26 protein-coding genes are annotated in these 24,241 nt (G+C 71.7%); 15 read left to right on the forward strand and 11 right to left on the reverse strand.

The features are described 5' to 3' along the window. Positions 1-173: 173 nt before the first annotated feature. Both ABD211_RS21425 and ABD211_RS21430 read right to left on the reverse strand, forming a co-directional pair. On the reverse strand, positions 174-683 hold the full coding sequence (locus tag ABD211_RS21425) for a DUF1990 domain-containing protein (protein WP_344134749.1): 510 nt from the start codon (positions 681-683) through the stop codon (positions 174-176). Then, on the reverse strand, positions 680-1,093 hold the full coding sequence (locus ABD211_RS21430) for a (deoxy)nucleoside triphosphate pyrophosphohydrolase (protein ID WP_344134751.1): 414 nt from the start codon (positions 1,091-1,093) through the stop codon (positions 680-682). The genes ABD211_RS21425 and ABD211_RS21430 overlap by 4 nt, the downstream gene beginning before the upstream one ends. Positions 1,094-1,273: 180 nt before the next feature. On the opposite strand from ABD211_RS21430, the gene ABD211_RS21435 reads away from it, so the two are divergent. Then, positions 1,274-1,576, forward strand: coding sequence for a pterin dehydratase (locus ABD211_RS21435; protein WP_344134754.1), 303 nt, complete (start codon positions 1,274-1,276; stop codon positions 1,574-1,576). Here the strand turns inward: ABD211_RS21435 and ABD211_RS21440 are convergent. The 3 genes from ABD211_RS21440 to ychF form a co-directional block, all read right to left on the reverse strand. Then, positions 1,563-3,356, reverse strand: a complete 1,794-nt coding sequence (locus tag ABD211_RS21440; protein ID WP_344134757.1) for a glycosyltransferase family 39 protein — start codon at positions 3,354-3,356, stop codon at positions 1,563-1,565. The two genes, ABD211_RS21435 and ABD211_RS21440, sit on opposite strands and share 14 nt — an antisense overlap. A gap of 102 nt (positions 3,357-3,458) precedes the next feature. Further along, a complete protein-coding gene (locus ABD211_RS21445) occupies positions 3,459-3,758 on the reverse strand; it encodes a hypothetical protein (RefSeq protein WP_344134760.1) in 300 nt (99 codons plus the stop codon). A 200-nt stretch (positions 3,759-3,958) separates the two neighbouring features. Then, a complete protein-coding gene (ychF, locus tag ABD211_RS21450; protein WP_344134763.1) occupies positions 3,959-5,047 on the reverse strand; it encodes a redox-regulated ATPase YchF in 1,089 nt (362 codons plus the stop codon). Between the two features lie 63 nt (positions 5,048-5,110). On the opposite strand from ychF, the gene ABD211_RS21455 reads away from it, so the two are divergent. The 8 genes from ABD211_RS21455 to ABD211_RS21490 all read left to right on the forward strand — a co-directional run bounded on the left by ABD211_RS21455 (position 5,111) and on the right by ABD211_RS21490 (position 13,307). Beyond that, positions 5,111-5,566, forward strand: a complete 456-nt coding sequence (locus ABD211_RS21455; RefSeq protein ID WP_344134766.1) for a thioredoxin family protein — start codon at positions 5,111-5,113, stop codon at positions 5,564-5,566. Further along, the gene (locus ABD211_RS21460) at positions 5,563-6,210 is read left to right on the forward strand and encodes a LysE family translocator (RefSeq protein WP_344134769.1); all 648 of its coding nucleotides are present in this window, start codon (positions 5,563-5,565) and stop codon (positions 6,208-6,210) included. The genes ABD211_RS21455 and ABD211_RS21460 overlap by 4 nt, the downstream gene beginning before the upstream one ends. A gap of 179 nt (positions 6,211-6,389) precedes the next feature. Further along, positions 6,390-6,809, forward strand: a complete 420-nt coding sequence (locus ABD211_RS21465; RefSeq protein ID WP_344134772.1) for a DUF4395 domain-containing protein — start codon at positions 6,390-6,392, stop codon at positions 6,807-6,809. 139 nt (positions 6,810-6,948) lie between these two features. Continuing rightward, positions 6,949-8,478, forward strand: coding sequence for a DNA-3-methyladenine glycosylase 2 family protein (locus ABD211_RS21470; protein WP_344134885.1), 1,530 nt, complete (start codon positions 6,949-6,951; stop codon positions 8,476-8,478). After that, positions 8,475-8,969 carry a methylated-DNA--[protein]-cysteine S-methyltransferase gene (locus tag ABD211_RS21475; protein WP_344134775.1) on the forward strand — a complete coding sequence of 165 codons (495 nt, stop codon included), beginning with the start codon at positions 8,475-8,477 and terminating at the stop codon, positions 8,967-8,969. The genes ABD211_RS21470 and ABD211_RS21475 overlap by 4 nt, the downstream gene beginning before the upstream one ends. 109 nt (positions 8,970-9,078) lie before the next feature. After that, the gene (locus ABD211_RS21480; RefSeq protein ID WP_344134888.1) at positions 9,079-10,806 is read left to right on the forward strand and encodes an ABC transporter ATP-binding protein; all 1,728 of its coding nucleotides are present in this window, start codon (positions 9,079-9,081) and stop codon (positions 10,804-10,806) included. Next, on the forward strand, positions 10,803-12,644 hold the full coding sequence (locus ABD211_RS21485) for an ABC transporter ATP-binding protein (RefSeq protein ID WP_344134778.1): 1,842 nt from the start codon (positions 10,803-10,805) through the stop codon (positions 12,642-12,644). Before ABD211_RS21480 ends, ABD211_RS21485 begins: the two co-directional genes overlap by 4 nt. A gap of 57 nt (positions 12,645-12,701) precedes the next feature. Beyond that, positions 12,702-13,307 (forward strand): DUF1349 domain-containing protein, encoded by a 606-nt coding sequence (locus tag ABD211_RS21490; RefSeq protein ID WP_344134781.1) that lies wholly within the window; start codon positions 12,702-12,704, stop codon positions 13,305-13,307. 23 nt (positions 13,308-13,330) lie between these two features. On the opposite strand, the gene ABD211_RS21495 is transcribed toward ABD211_RS21490, so the two are convergent. From ABD211_RS21495 to ABD211_RS21505, 3 genes are read right to left on the reverse strand one after another with little or no spacing between them, the layout of a single operon-like run. Next, positions 13,331-13,771: an SRPBCC family protein gene (locus tag ABD211_RS21495; protein ID WP_344134784.1), complete on the reverse strand. Its 441-nt coding sequence runs from the start codon at positions 13,769-13,771 to the stop codon at positions 13,331-13,333. A 2-nt stretch (positions 13,772-13,773) separates the two neighbouring features. Beyond that, positions 13,774-14,103 (reverse strand): ArsR/SmtB family transcription factor, encoded by a 330-nt coding sequence (locus ABD211_RS21500; protein WP_344134787.1) that lies wholly within the window; start codon positions 14,101-14,103, stop codon positions 13,774-13,776. Then, positions 14,100-14,549, reverse strand: coding sequence for an SRPBCC family protein (locus ABD211_RS21505; protein WP_344134790.1), 450 nt, complete (start codon positions 14,547-14,549; stop codon positions 14,100-14,102). The genes ABD211_RS21500 and ABD211_RS21505 overlap by 4 nt, the downstream gene beginning before the upstream one ends. 625 nt (positions 14,550-15,174) lie before the next feature. Here ABD211_RS21505 and ABD211_RS21510 point away from each other — a divergent pair. Genes ABD211_RS21510 through ABD211_RS21525 form a run of 4 tightly spaced genes read left to right on the forward strand, consistent with a single transcriptional unit; the run spans position 15,175 to position 21,029 of the window. Next, positions 15,175-16,470 carry a glycosyltransferase family 2 protein gene (locus tag ABD211_RS21510; RefSeq protein WP_344134793.1) on the forward strand — a complete coding sequence of 432 codons (1,296 nt, stop codon included), beginning with the start codon at positions 15,175-15,177 and terminating at the stop codon, positions 16,468-16,470. Beyond that, entirely contained in the window at positions 16,467-18,476 is a 2,010-nt protein-coding gene (locus ABD211_RS21515; RefSeq protein ID WP_344134796.1) for a right-handed parallel beta-helix repeat-containing protein, read from the forward strand. Before ABD211_RS21510 ends, ABD211_RS21515 begins: the two co-directional genes overlap by 4 nt. Before the next feature lie 4 nt (positions 18,477-18,480). Beyond that, the gene (locus ABD211_RS21520; RefSeq protein ID WP_344134799.1) at positions 18,481-19,641 is read left to right on the forward strand and encodes a NosD domain-containing protein; all 1,161 of its coding nucleotides are present in this window, start codon (positions 18,481-18,483) and stop codon (positions 19,639-19,641) included. Beyond that, positions 19,632-21,029, forward strand: a complete 1,398-nt coding sequence (locus ABD211_RS21525; RefSeq protein WP_425560480.1) for a UDP-glucose dehydrogenase family protein — start codon at positions 19,632-19,634, stop codon at positions 21,027-21,029. The genes ABD211_RS21520 and ABD211_RS21525 overlap by 10 nt, the downstream gene beginning before the upstream one ends. A 55-nt stretch (positions 21,030-21,084) precedes the next feature. Here ABD211_RS21525 and rdgB read toward each other — a convergent pair whose 3' ends face one another. Then, positions 21,085-21,723 carry an RdgB/HAM1 family non-canonical purine NTP pyrophosphatase gene (rdgB, locus tag ABD211_RS21530; RefSeq protein WP_344134804.1) on the reverse strand — a complete coding sequence of 213 codons (639 nt, stop codon included), beginning with the start codon at positions 21,721-21,723 and terminating at the stop codon, positions 21,085-21,087. Beyond that, positions 21,720-22,448 (reverse strand): ribonuclease PH, encoded by a 729-nt coding sequence (rph, locus tag ABD211_RS21535; RefSeq protein WP_344134807.1) that lies wholly within the window; start codon positions 22,446-22,448, stop codon positions 21,720-21,722. Before rph ends, rdgB begins: the two co-directional genes overlap by 4 nt. 89 nt (positions 22,449-22,537) lie before the next feature. Between rph and ABD211_RS21540 the strand changes: the two genes are divergently transcribed. Further along, positions 22,538-23,044 (forward strand): YfbM family protein, encoded by a 507-nt coding sequence (locus ABD211_RS21540; RefSeq protein ID WP_344134810.1) that lies wholly within the window; start codon positions 22,538-22,540, stop codon positions 23,042-23,044. A gap of 18 nt (positions 23,045-23,062) precedes the next feature. Further along, positions 23,063-23,287 carry an RNA-binding S4 domain-containing protein gene (locus ABD211_RS21545; RefSeq protein WP_344134813.1) on the forward strand — a complete coding sequence of 75 codons (225 nt, stop codon included), beginning with the start codon at positions 23,063-23,065 and terminating at the stop codon, positions 23,285-23,287. Between the two features lie 172 nt (positions 23,288-23,459). Here ABD211_RS21545 and ABD211_RS21550 read toward each other — a convergent pair whose 3' ends face one another. Next, a complete protein-coding gene (locus ABD211_RS21550; RefSeq protein WP_344134891.1) occupies positions 23,460-24,239 on the reverse strand; it encodes an SGNH/GDSL hydrolase family protein in 780 nt (259 codons plus the stop codon). Between the last annotated feature and the right edge of the window lie 2 nt (positions 24,240-24,241).

Consider the following 24,241-nt stretch of genomic DNA (forward strand, 5'->3'; position numbering starts at 1 on the left):
CTCGCTCGGCCCGCGACCCTTCGAGTCAGCTGACCGGTCCCGATCACCCCACCATCCTCACTGCGACCCCTTGGCGCCGCTCGGACGGGCCCGCCCCGCCTCACTGCGACCCTTGGCGGGGTTGGGCGCCGCTCGCCCTGCCTCGCCCGGTGGCCGGTCCTTGCCGGGCGGGGTCAGGTGGTGGCGGCGCGGCGGGCCGCCGCCACGTAGCGGTTCGTGACCAGGCGTTGGGCGGCGCGGGCGACAGGCCCGCCCAGGCGGGTGTACCAGGTGGCGGGGCGGCTGAACGCGCGCACCTCGAAGTACACCGCGCCGCCCGCGCCCGCCCGGGTCACGATGAACGCCTCCTCGCCGGTCGCCGGGTGGCCGGGCAACGTGCCGAAGCCGTACCCGTAGAGATCTTCCTCGTCGTGCACCCAGACGACCTTGCACGGCGCGGGTACGCCGAGCGGACCGACGCCGATGCGCGCGTTGACGCGTACCCCGATGGCCGGAGGTTGCGGGTCGCGGACCGTCAGTCCGGCGCCGCGGTGGATGCCCCACTCGCGCATCTCGGCGATCACGCCCTGGAACGCCCGGTCGCCGGCGCCGACCCGGGCCCGCGCGGTGACGTGGTGGTAGCCGGCGGGCAGCGCGAGGCCCGGCCGGGTGAACCCCACCTCGGCGTAGGTCAGGTCGCTCACGCGGCGGCGCCGAGCTCGCGGGCCAGGTCGGCGACGATGGGCTGGTCGGCGGGGAGCCAGTCGAGGTCCAGCAGGTCGGTCGGGGCGACCCAGCGCAGCGAGGCGTGCTCCAGCGGCGCGGGCTCCCCGTCCACCAGGGTCGCCTGCCACACGCGCAGCACCGCTGTCCGGGTGCCCAGCGGCACGTCCGTGCCCACCCGTTCGCCGACCTTGATCGTCACGCCGAGCTCCTCCTCGCACTCGCGGATCAGCGCGGCCTCGTCCGGCTCGCCGGGCTCCACCTTGCCACCCGGGAACTCCCACCGGCCGGCGACCTCGGCGGGCGTGGCCCGCTCACAGGCGAGAACGAGCCCGTCACGCACGATGGCGGCACCCACGATCACGGCCGGTATCGGCCTTTCGGTTCGCACGACGGTCAAGCGTGCCAGATTTCCGGCCGAACGGCCCACCCGGCCTGCCCCTTTGCGCGACACAAGACGGAAATGTGGTCGTGGACAGAGCCGCCGGCCTTCGGGAAGACTTGGAGATAAGTAACGGTGCGATAAAGGCGCGGCCACAAGTTGCGATATTCACGCTCCGGAGGTGCGGCAATGCTGCCATTCGGCCCTCCCGGTCAAGAGTTCCTCGACGATGCTCTGCGCACGCTCAAGGAGTGGTTCGGGGACGCTCGCGAGATCCGGCGGACGCTGCACATCAGCGACGCCGAGCACGCGGCCCTGACCGAACGGATCAAGGTGGCCTCTGACGTCTTTCAACTGAGACCAGAGGTACGCCGGGCCGACGGCAACACCCAGATCCGGGTACGGACGGCGGACGGCGGCAGCATCAACGCCGGCGCCGTCGCGCTCGCCGCCCGGATCGAGGCCGCCTACCAGGCGGTCACCGGCCGCTGAAGCGGTAGCAGTCCGCCTCGACCACCCGCCTGGACGCGGCCGGGGCCGGGCCGACGGGCTGCGCCGTGAACCGGTACTCGGCGACGAGGAGCCAGTTGAACCGCCGCTCGCGCAGCAGCGTGGCCGACCGCGCCATGATCGTGTGGAACTCGTCGAGCCGGCCCGGGTTGACCCGCTCGGTGGCCCGGATCACGATCCAGACCCGCGGCGCGGCGACCAGCTTCTCGGGCTTCACGGCCGGGCCGGGCTGACCGGCGCCGGTCTCCTCGCCGGTCGCCTCGACGCCGCTGATCCGCCCGCCCGTGGTCACGGCCCCCTGCGCCCTGGCGCACCCGCGCCCCTTGACCGGCTGGAACAGGCCGTCCCACGCCAGGCCCGCCCGAGGGCCGTACCAGACCGCCACCCGCGACGTGTTGTAGCCGAAATACACCAGGTCGCCCGGTGCACGGTTCGCCGCCACGAAGCGGATCGCCTCCTCGGCGCGCTCATACAGGGTGAGCTGGTTGTGCGGCAACCGCCGGCCGATCGTCGGCGCGTACGCCCAGGTGAGGCCGGCCGCCAGCGCCAGCGCCAGGACGACGGCCACGGGGCGTGTCCGGCGGGCCCAGTGCCCGCGCGGCCGCCACGCCCACCGGGCCGCCGCGTCGATCGCCGCGCACGCCGCGATGAGCATGAGCGGCACGACCCACAGCGCCAACCGGGCGCTGAACGGGTACAACCGGAACATCGCCAGCAGGTACGCCACGACGGCCGGCGCGAGCGCGAGGACCGCCGTGCGGCGCAGCCGCAGCAGCAGCGCCACCGCGCCGAGCACGACGAGCGCCATCAGCACGACGCGCAGCTCCGCCGCGCGTACCCCCATGGCTGTCCGGGCGAGGCTCTCGGCGCACTTGACCGTCCACCGCAACCACCGCTCGGGGGTGAGGCCGACGGGAGCCATCGAGCCCGGGTAGTGCTTGGTCCACCACGCGGCCAGCCAGTCCGCCACGTGGGGGCGCTGCACCAGGTACATGAAGGCGAGCGACGTGGCGGCGACCGCGCCGCCCACGCCGTGCCACGCCACCCGGCGCCACCGCGCGCGCCACGCGGCGAACGCCACCAGCAGCCCGCCGAGCGTCATCGTCGTGAACACCGACGTGGTCGCGAACCAGAACGCGACGGCGGCCGTCGCCCAGAACATCACGACGCGTCCCCGGCCCGTCTCGGCCTCCGGCCGGGGCGTGGGCTTCGCGTCCGCCCGCAACGCGAGCAGCACGAGCAGCGCCGTCAGGGCCACTTCCGCGGAGTACTGCTTGACCTGCGTCGAGTAGTAGAGGATCTGCGGCGAACCGGCGACCACGCCGAGCGCGACGAGAGCGAGCGGCCCGGACAGCAGCCGCCGCGCCACGGCCGCGACGGGCACGAGCCCCAGGCAGCCCGCCACCAGCGGCAGGAACCGCAGCGACTGTTCGCTCGGCCCGGCGACCATATAGGCCAGCTTCTCGGCCCACAGCCAGGCGATGGGCGCCATCTGGTCGTACTCCAGCCGGCCCGTCAGACCCGCGAGCGACCGGTGCGCGAAGCTGATCACCAGCGAGGTCTCGTCCTGGGAGAACGACCCGCCGGACAGCCAGTGGTAGATCCGCAGCGCCGAGCCGGCGGCGATGACGGCGGCCGCCGCCCGCCAGTACCCGATGCGCCGGGCCACGGCGGTGAGGGCGGCGAGCCGGCCGGGGCGGCCGTGGCGCCACCGGGTCGGCTCGGGGGTCGGTGCGGCGGAGCGAGTCAGGACCTGTGTCACGCCTGGTCAAACGCGCAACCGGCGGCTTGGTAGTGGTCGCGGCCCTGTCACCCATGGGACCTCACCCGGGGTAGGCCGACCGGCCCACCCCTCGCCACCCGGTCAGGGGAGAGAGCGCGGCGGGCGGTGCCGCAGCTGCCAGAACACTGCGGCCAACGCCATCACAGCCAGGAACGCGAGCAGGCCCACGGCGAGGAGAACGAGGCCGAGCACCTGCGCCGGCAGCAGCTCCTCCCAGTCAGAAAGGCAGGTGCTGCCGTAACAGTGCTTGTCGCGACCGATGTAGAACAGGAGCACACCGACCGCAAAGGTGCTCCCGCCGAACCAGCCGATGCCGTAGAGCCACGGGTTGCTGTTCCATGTGGTCGTCGCCGCGGAACGCGCGGACTCCGAGCTGGACATCGCGGCACGATAACAGTTCTCGCGTTCCATTGTGGCCCCACGATGGCCGCCCAACCATGTCGCCACCACGGATTACTGAACGAATGCTGAAATGGTGTGGAACCTATGTCGCACTTTCTGTGCAACACGAAGTGTGACGCGACCTGCCACCCGTGCAGGCCCGCTCGGCCGGCATCGCAGGGCGCCAGTCACTAGGCTGGTCAGACGTTGAAGCGGAACTCGACCACGTCGCCGTCGCGCATGATGTAGTCCTTGCCCTCCATGCGGACCTTGCCGGCCGCCTTGGCGGCGTTCATGGTGCCGGCCGCGATCAGGTCGTCGTACGCGACGATCTCAGCCTTGATGAAGCCGCGCTGGAAGTCGGTGTGGATCACGCCGGCGGCCTCGGGGGCGGTGGCGCCGACCGGGACGGTCCAGGCGCGCGCCTCCTTCGGGCCCGCCGTCAGGTAGGTCTGCAGGCCGAGGGTGCTGAACCCGACCCGGATCAGCTGGTGCAGGCCGGGCTCGGGCTGGCCGATGGCCTCCAGCAGCTCGCGGGCCTCGTCCTCGGACAGGTCGATGAGCTCCGACTCGATCTTGGCGTCCATGAAGACGGCCTCGGCGGGGGCGACCATGGCGCGCAGCTCGTCGAGGAACTCGGCGTTGCCCAGCTCCTCCTCGTCGACGTTGAAGACGTACAGGAACGGCTTGCCGGTGAGCAGGTGCAGCTCGCGCAGCTCCTCGGCGTCGATGCCGGCGGCCGCCGCGCCGGCGTAGAGCGTCGTCCCCTCGTTCAACAAAGAAGCTGCGGCCTTGGCCGCGGCGAGGATGCCCGCGCGGTCCTTGCGGAGCTTGGCCTCCTTCTCCAGCCGGGGCAGCGCCTTCTCCAACGTCTGCAGGTCGGCGAGGATCAGCTCGGTGTTGATCGTCTCGATGTCGTCGCGAGGGGAGATCTTGCCGTCAACGTGCACCACGTTCGGGTCCGAGAAGGCGCGCACGACCTGGCAGATCGCCGTGGCCTCGCGGATGTTGGCGAGGAACGCGTTGCCGCGTCCCTGGCCCTTGGAGGCGCCGCGCACGAGCCCGGCGATGTCGACGAACGACACCGGCGCCTGGATGATCTTCTCCGAGTTGTAGATCTCGGCGAGCTTGTCCAGCCGCGGGTCGGGCAGGCCGACGACGCCCACGTTCGGCTCGATCGTCGCGAACGGGTAGTTCGCCGCGAGCACGTCGTTCTTCGTCAACGCGTTGAACAGCGTGGACTTGCCGACGTTGGGCAGGCCGACGATGCCGATGGTGAGCTGGGCCATACCGCCTCTTTCGTGGACTTCAGGGCTCGGCGACCAGTCTACGGATCGCGCTACCGTCGACCCGTGCAGTCCCTTACCGGCGCCCTCGTCGCCCTCGGCGTGCTCGCCGCCGCCACCCTCGCGGGTCTGCTCCTGCGCCGCCGCAACGGCCGTTTCGCCCCGGTTCCTGCGGAACCGACGCCGACGTCCGCGCCGGACGGGGCCGCGGTGCCCCGCACCCTCCGCGAGGCTCTGGGCATCTCCCCGGGTACGCCGCTGACGCTGCTCCAGTTCTCGTCGGCGTTCTGCGCCCCGTGCCGGGCCACGCGGGTGATCTGCGCCGACGTCGCGCGGACGGTCCCCGGGGTGGCGCACGTCGAGGTGGACGCCGAGTCGCATCTGGAAGCCGTCCGCGAACTCGACATCTGGCGTACCCCCACGGTTCTGATCATTGACGACGCGGGCCGGATCCGGCGCCGGGCCAGCGGCGCCCCCACGAAGGCCCAACTGCTGGCCGCTCTGGCGGAGGTGAAGGCGTGATTTCCCTTGGCAGCGCGCTCGGCGTGGCCGCGGTCTCGCTCGGCATGGTGCTGACGCCCGGACCGAACATGATGTATCTGGTCTCGCGCAGCATCTCGCAGGGTCGCCGGGCCGGGCTGGTGTCGCTCGGCGGCGTGGCCCTGGGGTTCCTGTTCTACCTGGCGGCGGCGACCTTCGGCCTGTCGGCGCTGTTCGCGGCGGTTCCGGGGATTTACCACGCCGTCCGCTTCGCGGGAGCCGCCTACCTGCTGTGGCTGGCCTGGAAGGTGCTCAAGCCGGGCGGGACGTCGGTGTTCGAGCCGGTGGCCCTGCCGCCGGACAGCCCGCGGAAGCTGTTCGCGATGGGGCTGTTCACGAACCTGCTGAACCCGAAGGCGGCGCTGCTCTACGGCTCGCTGATCCCCCAGTTCCTGGACCCGTCCGCCGGGCACCTCCTGGCGCAGGGCTTCCTGCTGGGCGGCATCCAGATCGGCGTCAGCATGCTGGTGAATACGGTGATCATCCTGGTCGCGGGCACGGTGGCGGTGTTCCTGGCGCGCCGGCCCGCGTGGCTGCGCGTGCAGCGGTACGTCACCGGCACGCTGCTGGGCGCCATCGCGCTGCGCCTGGCGACCGACCGCACCCGCCCGAATGCCGTCGCATAGATCTCGATAATTCCTATCGAGTGAGACTGGATAGCAGCTCAGCCGCGGTGTGTCTACCGTTAACTTCGTGAACCCCCTGCTGACCAGACGCCGCGCGGTGGACCTGTGCCGCGTCTGCGCCAGCCTCTGTCGTCCCTTCTGACCTCATTCCTCCCCCACCGTCAGAAGGGTCCCCTCCCATGCAGCTCGACGTACGCGGCCCGCGCTTCGCGGCCGCCGTCACCACCGTCGTCCTCGTCTTGGCGCTGGTCACCGGCTCCGGCTGGCTCGCGCTCGCCCAGGCGGTCGTGTTCGCCATCGGCGCCGGCAGCGCCCGCTACGCCCCCTACGGCTGGTTCTTCCGCACCGTGATCGCCCCCAAGCTGGGCCCGGTGACGGAGCGCGAGCCGGCCGAGCCGGTCCGCTTCGCGCAGGGCGTCGGCTTCGTCTTCGCCGCGGTCGCCACCATCGGCTTCTTGTCGGGCGCGACGACCGTCGGCCTCGTCGCGACCGGGTTTGCGCTGGCCGCAGCGTTCCTCAACGCGGCGTTCGGCTTCTGCCTCGGCTGCGAGACCTACCTCCTCCTCAAGCGCCTGACCACCCGCCCCGCCGCGGGCTGACCCACGAAGCAGTTGACCTTGGCTCGGATTGGTACCCATAGATACCAATCCGAGCCAAGATCCACCGATAGCGCCGCGACAGTCACGTCCGAAAACCGCCAGCCAATGTGCCCACCTGCGGGGCAGTATCGGTGGCGTGATGGGACAGTTGGACTTCGAGCGGTGCTACCGGGCGGTGGACAGCCGCGACGCGCGGTTCGACGGGTGGTTCGTAACGGCGGTGACGTCCACGAAGATCTACTGCCGGCCGTCGTGCCCCGCGCTGACGCCGAAACGGGCGAACGTGCGGTTCCTGCCGTCGGCGGCCGCCGCGCAGAAGGCCGGCTTCCGGGCCTGCCTGCGGTGCCGCCCGGACGCGGCGCCCGGCTCGCCGGAGTGGGACACGCGCGCGGACCTCACCGGCCGGGCCATGCGACTGATCGCGGACGGCCTCGTCGACCGCGAGGGTGTGCCGGGCCTCGCGGCCAAGCTCGGCTACACGGAACGTCACCTGCACCGGATGCTCACCGAGCAGCTCGGCGCCGGGCCGCTCGCGCTGGCGCGGGCGCAGCGCGCGCAGACGGCCCGCATCCTGGTCGAGACGACCGACCTCGGACTCGCGGAGATCGCGTTCGCGGCCGGCTTCGGCAGCGTGCGCCAGTTCAACGACACGATGCAGGAGATCTACGGCCGCGCCCCGTCGCGGCTGCGCGCCGGCCGCCGCACCACCGAGGCGCCCACCGACCAGGGCCGGGCGACGATCAACCTGCGGCTGGCCTACCGGCCGCCGCTGGATGGGACCTCACTGCTCGAGTACCTCTCGGCCCGCGCGATCCCCGGCGTCGAGGAGGGACACCCCAACGGGTACGTGCGGGCGCTGCGCCTGCCGCACGGCTCCGCGACGGCGTCCCTGCAGATCCTCGACGGGTACGTGCAGGCGACGCTCCAGCTCGCGGACATCCGGGACCTGGCCCCAGCCGTGGCGCGGTGCCGCCGCCTGCTCGACCTGGACGCGGACCCGGTGGCCATCGACGGCCTGCTCGCCCAGGATCCGGCGTTGGCGCCCGGCGTCAGCAAGGCCCCCGGCGTGCGGGTCCCCCGGGCCGTCGACGGCTTCGAGATCGCCGTCCGCGCGATCGTCGGCCAGCAGATCTCCGTCGCCGGCGCCCGCACGGTCCTCGCCCGCCTCACGGCCGCCGCGCACGCCGCGAGCGTCACCGCCGACCGCGACGCCACCGACCGCGCCACAGCGGACGGGGCCGTCCCGGCCCGCGCCACGCCCGCCAGCCGCGCGGAGCTGGCCGCCGGCCTCGTGCCCTTTCCGGACGCGAGCGCGCTGCTCGCGTTGGCCGACGAGGCGTTCGGCATGCCGGCCGCGCGGCGGCGGATGCTGCGCGCGCTGGCGTCGGCCGGCGTCGACGAGGACCTACGGCTGGACCCCGGAGCGGACCGCGCCGAGACCGAGAAGACGCTGCTGGCGCTGCCCGGCATCGGCCCGTGGACGGCGCAGTACGTCGCGCTGCGGGCGCTCGGCGACCCTGACGTGCTGCTCGCCACCGACCTGGGGGTACGCCGGGGCGCCCGCGCCGCCGGCCTCCCCGACGACCCGACCGCGCTCGCCCGGCACGCGGCGCGGCGCTGGGCGCCCTGGCGCTCCTACGCCACCATGAGACTCTGGAGACTCGCATGACCAGCACGTACACGGCCACGATGCCGAGCCCGGCCGGCCCGTTCACGATCGTCACCGACGCCGACGGGGCCGTGCTCGCCGCCGGCTGGACGGACCGCCTCGACGAGCTGCTGCTCGCGCCGGGAACGGCCCCGACAGCCAAGCGTGATGTGGGCTCCGCGAGCGCCGCTGCCAGGGCGTACTTCGAAGGGGATCTTCAGGCGATCGACGCGGTGACCGTGCGGCAACCGGCCGGTGGGGCGTTCATCACGCACGCGTGGGACGTGTTGCGCACGGTCAAGCCGGGCGAACCCGTGACGTACCAAGGGTTTGCGGAGTTGAGCGGGCGGCCGACCGCGACCCGGGCGGCGGCGCAGGCGTGCGCGCGCAACGCGGCCGCGTTGTTCGTGCCATGCCACAGGGTAATCCGCACCGACGGCTCACTCGGCGGCTTTCGCTGGGGTCTAACTGTTAAATCGTGGTTGCTCGATTTCGAATCTCGCAAGGGATGAGTCGACGGACTTACCGACACATCAATCAACCTACCGGCCGGGTTACGTTCGGAAGGTGCCCCGGTCAACCCACCACCCGTTGCACAACCTCTGGCGTACCCGTAGCTACATGCGGCCGTACGCGGCACTGTACGTATGGATGATCCTGGCCGGCGTCGTCACCACGGCGCTGGGCGTGGCGCTCCCGCTCATCGTGCAGCGCGTCGTCGACGGCCCCGTGCTGCACGGCGACGACCGCGGCCTGTTCCTGCTCGGCGCGCTGGCGCTCGCGTTGGGCCTCGTGGAGGCGCTGCTCATCTTCATCCGCCGGTGGGTGCAGGCGAACTCGGCGCTGCGCATGGAGACGTCCATGCGCGACGACCTGTACCGGCACCTGCAGTCGCTGTCGGTGTCGTTCCACGACGGCTGGCAGTCCGGTCAGCTGCTGTCGCGGGCCACGACGGACCTGGCGATCATCCGCCGGTTCCTCTCCTTCGGACTGATCTTCCTGGTGCTCAACACCGCCACCGCGATCACCGTCGTGGCCCTGCTGTTCGACCTCTACTGGCCGTTGGCGCTGGTGGTGGCCGCGAGCGCCGGCCCGCTGTTCTGGTTCAGCCAGCAGTTCACCCGCAGATACAACGCGGCGGCCCGGTTGATGCAGGACCAGCAGGGCGACCTCGCGACCGTCGCGGAGGAGAGCGCGGGCGGCATCCGGCTCATCAAGGCGTTCGGCCGGCGCGAGCACATGGCGGAGAAGTTCACCCGGTACGCCCGCGACCTGCACGACACGGCCGTCGGCAAGGCGCTGATGGTGTCCCGCACGTGGGCGAAGTTCGACGCCGTGCCGAACGTGACGCTCGCCGTGGTGCTCGTCGGCGGGGCGTTGGCCGTGGCGCGCGACCGGATGACGGTCGGCGAGCTGGTGGCGTTCGTGTCGCTGCAGCTCATGCTGATCTGGCCGATCGACGCGCTCGGCTACATCATCGCGAACGCGCAGGAGGCCATGACGGCCGCCGACCGCTTCTACGAGGTCGTCGACACCGACCCGGCGATCACCGACCGACCCGGCGCCGCCGTGCTGGAGCGGGGCGACGTGGGCGGCGAGGTCCGGTTCGACAACGTCCGGTTCGCCTACCCGGACGCGCCCGCCGAGGTGCTGCGCGGCGTGGACCTGGTCGTCCGTCCCGGCGAGACCCTGGCGATCGCCGGCGTCACCGGCGCCGGCAAGTCGACGCTGGTGTCGCTGGTGCCCCGGCTCATCGACGCCGACCACGGCCGGGTGCTCCTCGACGGCCGCGACGTCCGCGACGTGACGCTCGAGTCGCTGCGTACGGTCGTGGCGGTCGCGTTCGAGGAGCCGATCCTGTTCTCCATGAGCGTGCGGGAGAACCTCACGCTCGGCCGGCCCGACGCCACCGACGCCGAGATCGACGAGGCGATCGACGTGGTGCAGGCCGACTTCGTCCGTACGCTGCCGTGGGGCCTGGACACCCGGGTGGGCGAGCAGGGCCTGTCCCTGTCGGGTGGGCAGCGTCAGCGGTTGGCGCTGGCCCGGGCCGTGCTGACCCGGCCGAAGGTGCTGGTGCTCGACGACCCGCTCTCGGCGCTGGACGTGCACACCGAGGCGCTGGTGGAGCGGGCCCTGACGAGGGTGCTGACCGGCACCACCGCGATCATCGTGGTGCACCGGCCCAGCACCGTGGCGCTGGCCGACCGGGTCGCGTTCCTCTCCGACGGCGTCATCGCGGGCGTGGGCACCCATTCCGAACTGCTCGCCACCAACCCTTCCTACGCCGCGGTCCTGAGCGCGGCCGCCGACGACGCGGGTGAACTGGCCGGGGAGGGCGCACGGTGAGCGTGGATGTTGAGGCGTGGCGGGGGGTCGCGCAGGAGCAGGACGCGGAGCGGACCGCCGCCGAGGCGCCCGATCAGAAGGCCACGATCCGGCTGCGCGCCGCGAGCCGGGCGCTGCTGGCGTCGCTGCTGCGGCCGCACAAGCGCGCCCTGGGCGTACTCGTGGCGTTGTTGTTGTTGCAGAACGCCGCGGGCATGGCCGGGCCGTGGCTGGTGCAGTTGGGGATCGACCAGGGGATCCCGCCGATCGCCGGGCGCGGCGACTACACGCTGTTGATCCTGCTGGCGGTCGCGTTCGGGGCCGCGACCGTCGGGGAGTACGCGACGAAGCGCGGGTTCCTGGCGCTGTCCGGGCGCACCGGCCAGTCGGTGCTGCTGGACCTGCGGCGACGCGTCTACGACCAGTTCCAGCGGCTGTCGGTCGGGTTCCACGAGCGCTACACGGCCGGGCGGATGATCTCCCGGCTGAGTTCGGACATGGACACCATCTCGGAGCTGGTCGACGGCGGCATCGAGGACCTGGTGCTGGCCGGCCTGTCCGTGGGCTCCGTGGCGGTGATCCTGCTGTGGCTGGACCCGCCGCTGGCACTCGTCGCGCTCCTGTCGTTCCCACTGCTGGTGCTGCTGTCGAACTGGTTCCGGCTGGCGTCGGCGGTGGCCTACCGGCGCACCCGGGAGAAGGTCGCGCTGGTGATCGTCCACTTCGTGGAGTCGCTCGGCGGCATCCGCGCGGTGCAGGCGTTCCGCCGCGAGCCCCGCAACCAGCAGATCTTCGAGAAGGTCAACGAGGACTACCGGGCGGCGAACCTGGTCGCGAACCGGCTCATCGCCAAGTTCTCCCCCGGCATCCGGCTCGTCGGCAACGTCACGATCGCGGTGGTGCTCACCTACGGCGGCTACCGGGTGCTGCACGGCCAGATGGAGGTGGGCGTACTCGCCGCGTTCCTGTTGTATCTGCGCCGGTTCTTCGGGCCGATGGAGGAGCTCAGCCAGTTCTACAACACGCTGCAGTCGGCGACGGCCGCGCTGGAGAAGCTCTCCGGCGTGCTGCAGGAGGCGCCCGACGTGGCCGAGCCGGCCGCGCCGGTGCCGCTGCGCGACGCCAAGGGTGAGATCACCTTCGACTCGGTCGCGTTCAGCTACCGGCCCGGCCTCGTCGTCCTGCCCGCCATGGACCTGCGGGTGCCGGCCGGGCAGACGGTCGCGCTCGTCGGCGCGACGGGCGCCGGCAAGTCGACCGTGGCGAAGCTGGTCGCCCGCTTCTACGACCCGACGGTCGGCACGGTGCGCATCGACGGGGTCGACCTGCGCGACGTGTCCGAGGCCGACCTGCGCCGCACGGTCGTGATGGTCACCCAGGAGAACTTCCTCTTCTCCGGCACGATCGCCGAGAACATCGCGTTCGGCCGGCCCACCGCGACGCGGCCCGAGATCGAGGAGGCCGCGGCCGCGATCGGCGCCGACGCCTTCATCAGAAACCTTCCCGACGGGTACGACACGGACGTGCGCAAGCGCGGCGGGCGACTGTCGGCCGGGCAGCGCCAACTGGTCGCGTTCGCCCGCGCCTTCCTCGCCGACCCCGCGGTCCTGATCCTCGACGAGGCGACCTCATCGCTGGACATCCCGTCGGAGCGCCTGGTCCAACGCGCCTTGCGCACGGTCCTCACGGACCGCACCGCCCTGGTCATCGCCCATCGCCTCTCCACGGTCGAGATCGCCGACCGCGTCCTGGTCATCGACGACGGCCGGATCATCGAGGACGGCTCCCCAACCTCCCTGGTGGCGGGCGGCGGGCACTACGCCGACCTCCACACCCAATGGCGCACCAGCCTCGCCTGATACTCCCGGGCAGTCCACACTGGACGTGACAGGTGGGGCGTGTTAGACACGTCGGTCATGGCGCACGATCAGGTGATGGTGGCGGGGCTGCCCGAGGCGGCCCGTGGGGACGGGAAGTGTTGGCTGGCCTCGCCGGACGGGGGCGTATCCGCCGTGGCCGGACCGGCGACCGACCTCTACCTCGACCCGACCGGCGACGCCGCCGCGCTCAACGCGCCCCAACTGCTGTTCTCCGCGCCGGGCGACTTCCAGCTCAGCGCGCGGGTGACGGTCGACTTCCAGGCCACGTACGACGCGGGCGGGCTGATCGTCTGGGCCGACGAGCGACGGTGGGCGAAGCTGTGCTTCGAGTTCTCCCCCGACGACGAGCCGATGATCGTGTCCGTGGTGACCCGCGGGACGTCCGACGACGCGAACTCCATCGTCCTCGACGGCCGCACCACGTGGCTGCGCGTCTGCCGGCTCGGACCGGCGTACGCGTTCCACACCTCGACCGACGGGCGCCGCTGGTCGCTGATCCGGGTGTTCACCCTCGGCGATGATGACCTGCCGACGCAGGTGGGATTCCTCGCGCAGTCGCCGACGGGGGGCGGGTGCGAGGTCGCGTTCGACGACGTCCGCTTCCGCCCCGAGCGCCTGGCGGACCTGCGCTCCGGCGACTGAGGCAGGCCCGCCCGACACGGCAGTCAGTTCCAGCTGTCGATCTTCACGTCGTGCGGGTCGGGGGCGCCCTTGCCGGTCTCGATGAGGCCCTTGAGGCTCATCAGGTACAGCGCCCATTTCGTGCTGCAGTGGTGCATGAACTCGACCGGCTCCCGCCAGCCCAGGTGCCGGAACAGGACCCTGGTCCAGTCGCCGTCCTGCCTCAGCTCCCAGTCGATGGTCGTGCCGATCCACTCCGCCGGGCCGTCGACGACCTTCCACAGCACGTGCTTGTCGCGGTCGGACTCGACGACCTCCATGTCGAAGCCGCCAGGGCCGAACCGGAACGCGATGACCCCGCCGACGTCCGTGTCGCCGGTCGTGTTCGTCGTCCACCAGCCCTCAAGTCCCTCGATCGTGGTGAGGGCGCCGTAGACCTTGTCGGGGGTCGACCTGACGCCGACCTGGTGCAGGATGTCCACCATGGTTATGCCTTCCTTTCGCGTTCGATGGCTTCGGCGATCTGCTTGATGCGCCGCAGTCGGGCGTCCCACGCGGAGCCGACCGCGGACAGCTGGGCGACGGCGCGGGCGAGCTGGGCCTCGTCGATGCGGTAGCGCACCTCCCGGCCCGCGGGCGTGCCGTGGACCAGGCCGACGCGGTCGAGGACGCCGAGATGCTTGGCGACGGCCTGCCGGGTGACGGGCAGCCGCTCGCTCAGGCTCGTCGCCGTGCCGACCCCGTCGACGAGCAGCAGGTCGAGCATGCGGCGCCGGGTCGGGTCGCCGATCGCCGACCACAGGTCCTCGTCGATCATGACGAGCCCAGCGACACCGCGTACGTCTGCAGCTGTGGCAGGAACCTCTCCCAGCCGGTCACGTGGTCCCGGTACGCCTCCTCGAGGACCGCGATCTCCCAGCCCTTCTCCCGGAAGCCGCTCTCGGTCAGTCGCAGGAGCGTGCCGGCCCCCGAGGGCTCGAGGTCGAACGTCACCAGCAGCGAGTTGCCCGCGACCGGCGCCTCGCCCCCGTCCGCGACCCACCGGAACGAGAACCGGCGCGGCGGGTCGAGGTCGACCACCGTGATCGCCTCGACGTGCGCCCGGTCGCCCCAGACCAGCTCGCCGACCGCGCCCGGGGCCGGGTCGAGCTTCGCGTCGTCGGCCCACCACTCGCGCAGGTGCTCCGGCCGGCTGACGACCTCGAACACCACCTCCGGGGAGGCCTCGATGTGGATCTGCCGCTCCAGCGTCCCGTACTCCATGGCAACCCGCCTCTCGCAACTCTTGGTTGCGTATTACGCTAGCGCGTCACGCGCCGTTACGCAACCAGACGTTGCACTTCCCCGGATCCGGGTGGGTCTTTTTCGTCGGCCGCCCGGTTGTCACCCGCCTGGCCCCGCGTACGGCCGGCGTCACCGCGCGCCACGCGCGTACTCCCCGTAGTGATTCTGGTTATGGGTCCCGGGGCCTGTGCGTCACGCGGTGAGGGCCGTCAACTTCGCCGATCATCCATTTCGGACTTCTTTTCGGACCCGGTCGCGGAACGGTCGACGCGCCGGGGGCACGGAATCCGGTCCTTACCACCGCACCGCTCGTCGACCGCCGCACCTCCCATCGCACCCCATCGGGATAATCGCTCAATCGCCGCGACGGCCCGCCAACTGGGCATGACGGACACCGACCCGGACCGTTAACGGCGGCGTTACTCGTTCCGCCTTCCCGGCCGTTCGAGCGTTGCTAACGTCGCCTTCGCTCGGGTCGGAAAACACCGCCGACCAATGAGAACGCGATCCGCAGTACCCGCCACCTGGCCGTACTGCGCGCATTTTACATCCATGAATGTCAATGCATCTGTCGCGCTCCACCCTGCTCGAGAAAAGGAAGACGGTGTCCAGTTTCTTCGACGGCGTCTGGTCGTGGATCGTTGCGGCAACCGCCGAGACGTCCTGGCGAGAGTTGATGCCGCTAGGCCTGGCCGGCCTGTTCGTGTGGTTCCTGTGGCTCTATCGGGCCGTACTGTCGCGATTCGCCAAACCCATCGTCAACGACTTCCGGACCACCGTCTCCGTGGTGGTCCCGTCCTACCGCGAGGACCCGGACATCCTGCTGGAATGCCTGCGCAGCTGGCTCGCGCAGAACCCCACCGAGGTCATCATCGTGCCCGACGTGGCCGACGTGGAGGTGCAGCAGCGGCTGGCCACCGTGCACGACCCGCGGCTGCGCGTCCTGGTCTTCCAGCACAGCGGCAAGCGGTCGGCGCTGGGCGTCGGCATCCGGGCCGCGCGCGGCGAGGTCGTGGTCCTCGCCGACTCCGACACCCGGTGGACGCCGGGCCTGCTCAACGCCGTCCAGATGCCGTTCATCGACCCGAAGGTCGGTGGCGTCGGCACCCAGCAGAACGTCTACCAGCGCACCAGCAGCGTGTGGCGGCGCATCGCCGACTGGCTGGTGAACCTGCGCTACTACGACTACGTGCCCGCGATGGGCCGGGCCGGCGGCGTCGCCTGCCTGTCGGGCCGCACGGCCGCGTACCGCCGGTCGGTGATCCTGCCGCTGCTGCCCAACCTGGAGAACGAGTTCTTCCTCGGCCGCCGCTGCGTGGCCGGCGACGACGGCCGGCTGACCTGGCTGGTCCTCGCCTCCGGCTTCAAGACCGTGCACCAGTCGTCGGCCAGGGCGATCTCGATGTTCCCGACGTCGTTCCGCGCGTTCGTCAAGCAGCGCGTGCGGTGGAGCCGCAACTCGTACCGGTGCTACCTGACCGCGCTGTACAAGGGCTGGCTGTGGCGGGTCCCGCTGGTCACGAAGATCACCGTGCTGCAGATCCTGCTGACACCGGTGACCATGGGCATGGCCATCGGGTACCTGCTGTTCAGCCGCCTGGAACTCACCCCGCGCGGCATCTTCCTGGTGCTGATCTGGCTGCTCGTCGGCCGCGGCATCCGGGGGTACTCGCACCTGCGGCGCCATCCGCAGGAGATCGCGCTGCTGCCGCTGCTGGCCCTCGTGGTCATCATGATCTCCCTGCCGATCAAGCTGTTCGCCTTCATCACCATGAACAAGCAGGGCTGGCTGACCCGGGCGGCCAACCGGATCGGCGGCGAGGGCCAGGACGCCGCGTCGCTGGCCGCCGGCCGCGTGCCCACGCAGCGCCCGGTCGCCGCGGGGGTGACGCCGCGATGACCCGACCCGTCACCCGGCTCGTCGTGGCCGCCGCGGTCGCCGCCGCGACGCTGTCCGTGCCGGCCCCCGCGAGCGCCGGGCCGGTCGTCACCCGCGATCCGGTGGTCACCGACGAGAACGCCGAACGGCAGGCGTCGCTGGTCGCCGAGGAGGACCGGCGGCTCATCAACGTCCGCGCCGTCACGGCCGTGGCGCCCATGCAGGGCATCGCGTGGACCAAGCCGTACCGGCTCGACACCGGCGGCGGCTACACCCTCGTGCTGACCCAGCAACGCTCCACGTACACCATCAGCGACCTGCTGCGACTGGCCCCGCAGACGTTCATCCGGCAGAAGGACGGGTCCTACCTGCTGACCGAGAACATCTACATCAACTCCGGCGCGAAGCTGAAGCTCAGCAACCCCGGCGGGCTGACGCTGCGAATGGCGAGCACCGGCAACGGGTTCGTCACCATCGTGTCGTTCGGCGGCGGCCTGACCGTCGACGGCACGCCCCAGTCCCCCGTGAAGATCATGAGCTGGGATCCCCGGACCAGCAAGGAGGACCTCGACGTCAACGACGGCCGGGCCTACATCCGGGCGATCGGCGGACAGTTCGCGATGTCGTACACGACACTGTCGCACCTGGGCTTCTGGAGCGGTCGTACGGGCGGCGTCGGGCTCACCGGCACCGACCGGCCCTACACCGGCAACGTCGAGGGGCCGGTGCACCTGACAAAGGACGAGCGGCACGCCGCGAGCGAGGAGCGCCAGAACCACGGGCCGGACCCGACGGCGCCCAACGCCAACGGCGTCTTCGCCCAGCCCAGCGGGCCGCTGAGCACGCCCGACAGCCGCTTCGAGGTGCCCGGCCTGTCGTACGTGTCGGGGAAGATCTCGCACGTCACGGTCGACGGCAACGCGTTCGGCCTCTTCGTCTCCAGCGCCGCCGGCATCACCATCAGCGACTCCACGGTGCGCAACAGCCTGGAGGACGGGGTAGTGCTGCACCGGTTCGCCTCCAGCGCGGTCGTGGAACGCGTCGTGTCGGAGAACAACGGCGGGGACGGGTTCGTGCTGTCCCGGGCCACCTCACAGGTGCAGGTGGTCGGCTGCACGTCGAGGAACAACGGCCACAACGGGTTCACGCTGAGCGGCCAGCCGCTGGCGACGGGGCCGTCCGCGTCCGGCGAGTCGACCGCCAACTACGGCTCCAACTCCGTGGCCAACAGCGCCGCGCTCGGCAACGCGCACTACGGCATCGAGGTCGTCGGCGGGCTCGACGTCGGCATCCAGAACAACCGCGTCGAGGGCGGCGACATGGGCATCGTGGCCCGCCAGGCCGCGAACCGGGTGAACATCACCGGCAACCAGCTCACCGGCCAGGCCCGCCACGGCATCGCCGTCCGCGACGGCGTCACCGCCGCGACCATCAGCGGCAACGTGGTGACGAAGGCGGACACCGCGATCTACGTACGCGACTCCGTCGTCGAGATCCGGGGCAATACGGTCCAGGGCGCGGGCAACCACGGCGTGCTGCTGGTCGGCGAGGTCGGCTCCAGCGTCGTGACGTTCAACGTGATCGGCGGCGTCGGGCCCAGCGCGCTGGACCAGACCCGGGCGCACGGCCGCACGACGATCCGGGAGAACCAGACGTTCGCCTGGCACGACACCAGCTCGTTCTGGATCAAGTTCCGACACTACGCGAGCCCCATGACCCTGCTCTGGGTCTCGATCCTCCTTCTGATCATCTTCTTCGCGCTCAAGCGGGGCAGCCGGGCGCTGCGCGGCGGCCACGGCATGCGCCACCCGTACGCGGACAAGCTGCCGCTCGACGCGCCGCCGCCGCGCGAGACGACCGCCACGCACACCCAGGAGATGCCCGTGATGGCACGCACGATGCCCCCCGGTCAGCCGGCCCGCGGCGCCGCCCGGATCCCCGCCGGACCGTACGAGACGGACCCCGACGACTACGAGTCGAACGACACGATCGTCGCCCCGTTCGGCGTCGCGGGCCAGCGGCGGTGACGGCATGAACCGAACTGGTAGATGGCCGCTGCCCGGCGAACCCCGGGTATGGCTGGCCGCGTCCGGCGGCGCGATCGCCGCCCTCCTGGTGACCGTGGTCGTCCTCGCCACCACGCGGGGCCCGGCCGGTCGCACCATCGGGCTGAGTTCCGGCGAACTGCCCACCGGGGGTGCCGCCCCGGTCACGGGTCCGCTGGTCGACGGCAGCACCGGGATGGACACGCCGGACGCGGCGACGCCGTCCATGCCGACGGTCGCGCCCGTCGAGGGCGGCGTGGTGTGCCCGCCCGCGACGGTCGTGGTGTCCAACGGCGAGTCACTGGCCATCGCGTTGGCGGATGCCGAGGCGGGTGCCAGCATCCTCATGGCCGACGGCCTGTACGAGGGCACGTTCGTCGCCGAACGGCCCGGCACCGCCGACAAGCCCATCTTCCTGTGCGGCGGGTCCGGCGCCGTGATCGACGGGGGCAGCGTCAAGGGTGGCTACGGCATGCACCTGGACGGCGCGAGCTACTGGCGCCTCGTCGGCTTCACCGTGCGCAACGCCCAGAAGGGCGTGATGGCCGACAAGGTCACGTTCGCCGTCATCCAGGGCCTCACGGTCGAGCGGATCGGGGACGAGGGCATCCACCTGCGCAACTTCAGCACCGACAACCTCGTCATCGGCAACACCGTCCGGCGCACCGGCGAACGGCGCGACAAGTTCGGCGAGGGCCTCTATGTGGGCAGCGCGCAGTCCAACTGGTGCACCGTCTCCGGCTGCCTGCCCGACCGCAGCGACCGCAACGAGCTGCGCGAGAACATCATCAGCGAGACCACGGCCGAGGCGGTCGACATCAAAGAGGGCACCACCGGCGGCAAGCTCATCGGCAACGCGTTCGACGGGGCCAAGCTCAGCGGCAGCCACAACGACTCCTGGGTGGACGTCAAGGGCAACAAGTGGCTCATCGCGGAGAACATCGGCCGCAACGCGAAGCAGGACGGCTTCCAGACCCACGAGATCGTCAAGGGCTGGGGCACGGGCAACGTGTTCAGCGCCAATACCGCCCAGGTGAACGGCCCCGGCTACGGGTTCGCGTTCACGCCCGTGAACGGCAACAAGGTCTCCTGCGACAACAAGGTGACCGGCGCGGCCAAGGGCTTCGCGAACGTGAAATGCGGCTGACCCCCTATCCCCATCCGCACCTACCCTGGAGGAACCCCTTGAGCAACACCGCGAGTACGCCCGACGCGCCGCCCCGGCTCACCGTCATCGGCACCGGCTACCTGGGTGCCACGCACGCCATCTGCATGGCGGTGCTCGGCTTCGAGGTGCTCGGCGTCGACGTCGACCCGCAGAAGGTCGCCCGCCTCAACGCCGGCGACGTGCCGTTCTTCGAGCCCGGCCTGCCCGAGATGCTGAGCAAGGCGCTGGACTCGGGCCGGCTGCGGTTCACCACGTCGTTCGCCGAGGCGGGCGCCTTCGGCGACGTGCACTTCCTGTGCGTCGGCACGCCCCAGAAGGCCGGCTCGCAGGCCGCCGACCTCACGTACGTGCTCAGCGCCGCCAGCGAGTTCGCCACCCACCTGGACCGGCGCTGCCTGGTCGTGGGCAAATCGACAGTGCCGGTCGGCACCGCCGGCGAGCTCACCCGGCTGATCCAGGCGCACGCGCCCGCCGGCACCGGGGTCGAGGTCGCCTGGAACCCGGAGTTCCTGCGGGAGGGCTTCGCGGTGGACGACACCATGAACCCCGACCGGCTCGTCTTCGGGGTCGCGTCGGACTGGGCCGAGCAGCGGCTGCGCGACGCGTTCGCGCCGGTGCTCGCCCAGGGCACGCCGGTGGTGGTCACCGACCTGGCGACGGCCGAGCTGGTGAAGGTCGCGGCGAACGCGTTCCTCGCCACCAAGATCTCCTACATCAACGCGATGGCCGAGGTCTGCGAGGCCACCGGCGCCGACGTGCACGACCTCGCCGACGCGCTCGCCTTCGACAACCGCATCGGCGGCCGGTTCCTCCGCCCGGGCCTCGGCTTCGGCGGCGGCTGCCTGCCCAAGGACATCCGGGCGTTCGCGCACCGGGCCGAGGAGCTCGGCGTCGGGCAGGCCGTGGCGTTCCTGCGCGAGGTCGACGCCATCAACCGGCGCCGCCGGGCCCGTACGGTCGACCTGGTGCGCGAGCTCGTCGGCGGCGACCTCGACGGGGTGCGGGTGGCCGCCCTGGGGGCCGCGTTCAAGCCCAACTCGGACGACATCCGCGACGCGCCCGCGCTCGACGTGGCCAGCACGCTGCACACGCTCGGCGCGCGGGTGCGGATGTTCGACCCGGTGGCGCTCGACAACGCCCGCCGCGCCCACCCGGAGCTCAGCTACGCCGGCAGCGCCCTCGAGGCCGCGCGCGACGCCGACGTGGTGGTCCTGCTGACCGAGTGGGCCGAGTTCCGCGAGATCGACCCGGAGGCGATGGCCGCGGTCGTCGCGCAGCGGCGCCTCGTCGACGGCCGACACGCTCTCGACCCGGCGCAATGGCGCGCCGCGGGCTGGGAATACCGGGCGCTGGGCCGCCCGTCCTAGGCATCGCCCTGGGGGATGTGGCGGGCCGGGGCGCGTGCCCCGGCCCGCCACGTGGTCAGTCCTGCGGGACCTGGGTGGCGATCACCTTGGCCAGCGCCCGGAACGCCTCGCCCCGGTGGCTGATCGCGTCCTTCTCGGCGGCGCTCAGCTCGGCGGACGTGCGCGACTCCCCCTCGGGCTGCCGGTCCGGCACGAAGATCGGGTCGTACCCGAAGCCGCCCGCGCCGCGCACCTCGCGGATGAGGCGGCCGCGCATCTGGCCGCTCACCGTGAACTCCCGGCCGTCGGGCAGGACGAGCGCCGCCGCGCACACGAACTGCGCGCCCCGGTGGGCGTCGGGCACGTCCGCGATCTGGGCCAGCACGAGGTCGAGGTTGGCGCGGTCCTTCGTCGCCTGGTCGCCCGTGGTCAGGCCCGCCCAGCGGGCACTGAGCACGCCCGGCATGCCGTTCAGCGCGTCGACGGCGAGGCCCGAGTCGTCGGCGACCGTGGGCAGGCTACTGTGCCGGGCGCCCTCGCGGGCCTTGATGAGCGCGTTCTCCTCGAAGGTGAGCCCGGTCTCGGGCACCTCGTCGTACTCGTCGATGTCGCCGAGGCCGACCAGGGTGACCGCACCACCGCCCAGCGCCGCGTCCAGGATGCGCTGCAGTTCGACGAGCTTCTTGGCGTTGCGGGTGGCGAGCAGGAGTCTCACAGGCCCAGTGCCTCCCGCTGCGCGGCGGCGAGGCTCAGGCAACCCGCCACGCCCAGGTCGAGGAGCTGGTTGAACTGGTCACGGTTGAACACGCCGTCCTCGCCGGTGCCCTGCACCTCGACGAAGTCGCCCGTGCCAGTGCAGACGATGTTCATGTCGACCTCGGCGCGCACGTCCTCCTCGTAGCAGAGGTCCAGGCGCGGCTCGCCGTCGATGATGCCGACGCTGACCGCCGCGACGCTCCTCGGCAGCGCGCTCTCGACCGTGCCGGCCAGCTTCTTGCGGCCGGCGAGCCAGGTCACGGCGTCGTACAGCGCGACGTACGCGCCGGTGATCGAGGCGGTGCGGGTGCCGCCGTCGGCCTGCAGCACGTCGCAGTCGATGACGATGGAGTTCTCCCCCAACGCCTTCAGGTCGATGGAGGCCCGCAGGCTGCGGCCGATGAGCCGGGAGATCTCGTGGGTGCGGCCGCCCACGCGGCCCTTCACGCTCTCGCGGTCCGACCGGGTGGTCGTCGCGCGCGGCAGCATCGCGTACTCGCTGGTGACCCAGCCGAGGCCGGTCCCCTTGCGCCAGCGGGGCACCCCTTCGGTGACGCTCGCGGTGCACAGCACCCGCGTCGCCCCGAACTCCACGAGCACGGACCCCTCGGGGTGCATGCTCCACCCACGCGCAATCGTCACGGGTCGCAGCGTTTCGGCTTTTCGTCCATCAGGTCGGGCCATGTGATGCAGCCTATGCGGGACGCCGTCTGGCATTGTCGTAGGCCTGGCAGTCTGTCGCCCGGGTGCACCCGCCGGAGGATCCCAACCCGATGAGCATGATCATGCAGTACGTGCGGCTGCGCTCCGACGAACTGACCCGGCTGCGGGACCTGCTCCGCAGCGACCCCAACGGCGCGTTCGACTTCGTCGACGAGCTCGCCGACCTGGCCGTCGACGACGTGCCCGAGGGCCGCACCTTCGACACCGACAGGGCGTGGGCCGGCCTCGACCACCTGCTGGAGAAGGCCGGCGGCGCCCCCGTGAACGTCATCTACGGCGAGGAGGCCCTCACCGTGGACGACTGGGGGTACGCCCCACCGCGCCTGCTCGACCCGGCCGAGGTGCGTGCGGGCGCCGACTACCTGTCGGCGCTGCCGTTCGACAGGCTCGCCGAGCACTATGACGCCGAGGCGCTCACCCGCGCCGGCGTCTACCCGGAGATCTGGCACACCGACGAGCGCGCCCGCGACTACCTGCGCCGCTGGTACGACGGGCTGGCCACGTTCTTCGCCCGGGCCGCGGCGGCGGGCGACTCGCTGGTCATCTACCTGACCTGAGAATGCGAGGATGGGACCATGGTTCCCGCACCTGAAGACGTGCCCGTCGAGGGCGACATGATCCGGCTTGGTCAGTTCCTCAAGCTGGCCAACGTGGTCGACACGGGCGGCGAGATCAAGGACCTGCTGGCGTCGGGCGACGTGCTGGTCAACGGCGAGGTCGACGAGCGCCGCGGCCGCCAACTCCACCCCGGCGACATCGTCGAGGTCGGCTCCCTGACCCTCCGCGTCACCCCCGCCTGACCCGCGCCGCGCCACTTGATGAGCGGATGCCTCCGGCCGCCAATGGTCCATCTGGGGGTCTTGGCGATCTGCACCTCACCATCTGGCGGACGAGACCCGGCCCCACCCCGCACATGTGTACATCTGGCCGGGGCCCCGCGGACGGCGCCGTGGGGCGGTGCCGTGCGTGGGGTCAGGTGGGGGGTGTCGTGCGCAGGGCGCGGGTCGCCAGGGTGCGGGCCGTTTCCACCGCCGCCAGCCACGTGAGGGCCGGGACGAGGTCGGTGCTGCGGGCGACCAGCCAGCCCGTGCCCTTCGTGGCGAGCCAGCGGAGCTGGGCGGCGCGCGTCGGTGCCGGATTGCGGGGTTCGGGGCCGGGGCGGGGGCCGAGCGCCAGGCCGGCCCCGCGCATCAGGTCGTGGTAGGCGCCGGCCAGGAGGCGGTGGCCGCGCTCGCTCGGGTGCAGTCGATCCACGCTCCACATGCGACGGTCGTATACGCCCTCGTGGCCGGCCGCGTCGAAGTGCAGGGTGTCGTGCCGGGCCGCGATGTCGTCCATGGCCGCGTTGATCGCGCGCACCCGCCGGGCGAGCGGCCGGGCCAACGCCCCCGGCAGGCCGAACATCAGGCCCGGGTCCGGCAGCCGGATCGTGAGCACCACGGCACCGGTGGCGACCAGCGTGCGCACCGAGGCCCCGAGCTGCTCCCGCAGCACGTCGCCGTCGAAGCGCCGGCGCAGCGTGTCATTGACCCCGACGATGATGGACACCACGTCCGGCCGCAGGGCGATGGCCGCCGGTACCTGCCCGCGCCACACGTCGCCGATCATCGCGCCGCTCTGCGCCAGGTTGTGGAACCCGTCCGGGGACGGCAGCGACTCGGCGAGCAGGGCCGCCCAGCCGCGCCACGCACCGCCCGGCAGGGGGTCGCCCATGCCGAGCGTGATGGAGTCGCCGAGCGCCACGAACCGCATCG

It is taken from the genome of Luedemannella flava (assembly GCF_039528515.1).
Classification (GTDB): Bacteria; Actinomycetota; Actinomycetes; order Mycobacteriales; family Micromonosporaceae; genus Luedemannella; species Luedemannella flava.

Excerpts from the sequence above, each read along its gene's own strand:
- ABD211_RS21540 (WP_344134810.1), top strand. The coding sequence starts at position 22,538 with ATGAGCATGATCATGCAGTACGTGCGGCTGCGCTCCGACGAACTGACC.
- ABD211_RS21515 (WP_344134796.1), top strand. The coding sequence starts at position 16,467 with ATGACCCGACCCGTCACCCGGCTCGTCGTGGCCGCCGCGGTCGCCGCC.
- ABD211_RS21520 (WP_344134799.1), top strand. The coding sequence starts at position 18,481 with ATGAACCGAACTGGTAGATGGCCGCTGCCCGGCGAACCCCGGGTATGG.
- ABD211_RS21475 (WP_344134775.1), top strand. The coding sequence starts at position 8,475 with ATGACCAGCACGTACACGGCCACGATGCCGAGCCCGGCCGGCCCGTTC.
- ABD211_RS21445 (WP_344134760.1), bottom strand. The coding sequence starts at position 3,758 with ATGTCCAGCTCGGAGTCCGCGCGTTCCGCGGCGACGACCACATGGAAC.
- ABD211_RS21495 (WP_344134784.1), bottom strand. The coding sequence starts at position 13,771 with ATGGTGGACATCCTGCACCAGGTCGGCGTCAGGTCGACCCCCGACAAG.
- ABD211_RS21435 (WP_344134754.1), top strand. The coding sequence starts at position 1,274 with ATGCTGCCATTCGGCCCTCCCGGTCAAGAGTTCCTCGACGATGCTCTG.
- ABD211_RS21545 (WP_344134813.1), top strand. The coding sequence starts at position 23,063 with ATGGTTCCCGCACCTGAAGACGTGCCCGTCGAGGGCGACATGATCCGG.
- ABD211_RS21550 (WP_344134891.1), bottom strand. The coding sequence starts at position 24,239 with ATGCGGTTCGTGGCGCTCGGCGACTCCATCACGCTCGGCATGGGCGAC.
- ABD211_RS21505 (WP_344134790.1), bottom strand. The coding sequence starts at position 14,549 with ATGGAGTACGGGACGCTGGAGCGGCAGATCCACATCGAGGCCTCCCCG.
- ABD211_RS21500 (WP_344134787.1), bottom strand. The coding sequence starts at position 14,103 with ATGATCGACGAGGACCTGTGGTCGGCGATCGGCGACCCGACCCGGCGC.
- ABD211_RS21465 (WP_344134772.1), top strand. The coding sequence starts at position 6,390 with ATGCAGCTCGACGTACGCGGCCCGCGCTTCGCGGCCGCCGTCACCACC.
- ychF (WP_344134763.1), bottom strand. The coding sequence starts at position 5,047 with ATGGCCCAGCTCACCATCGGCATCGTCGGCCTGCCCAACGTCGGCAAG.
- rph (WP_344134807.1), bottom strand. The coding sequence starts at position 22,448 with ATGGCCCGACCTGATGGACGAAAAGCCGAAACGCTGCGACCCGTGACG.
- ABD211_RS21480 (WP_344134888.1), top strand. The coding sequence starts at position 9,079 with ATGCGGCCGTACGCGGCACTGTACGTATGGATGATCCTGGCCGGCGTC.
- ABD211_RS21525 (WP_425560480.1), top strand. The coding sequence starts at position 19,632 with ATGCGGCTGACCCCCTATCCCCATCCGCACCTACCCTGGAGGAACCCC.
- ABD211_RS21470 (WP_344134885.1), top strand. The coding sequence starts at position 6,949 with ATGGGACAGTTGGACTTCGAGCGGTGCTACCGGGCGGTGGACAGCCGC.
- ABD211_RS21490 (WP_344134781.1), top strand. The coding sequence starts at position 12,702 with ATGGCGCACGATCAGGTGATGGTGGCGGGGCTGCCCGAGGCGGCCCGT.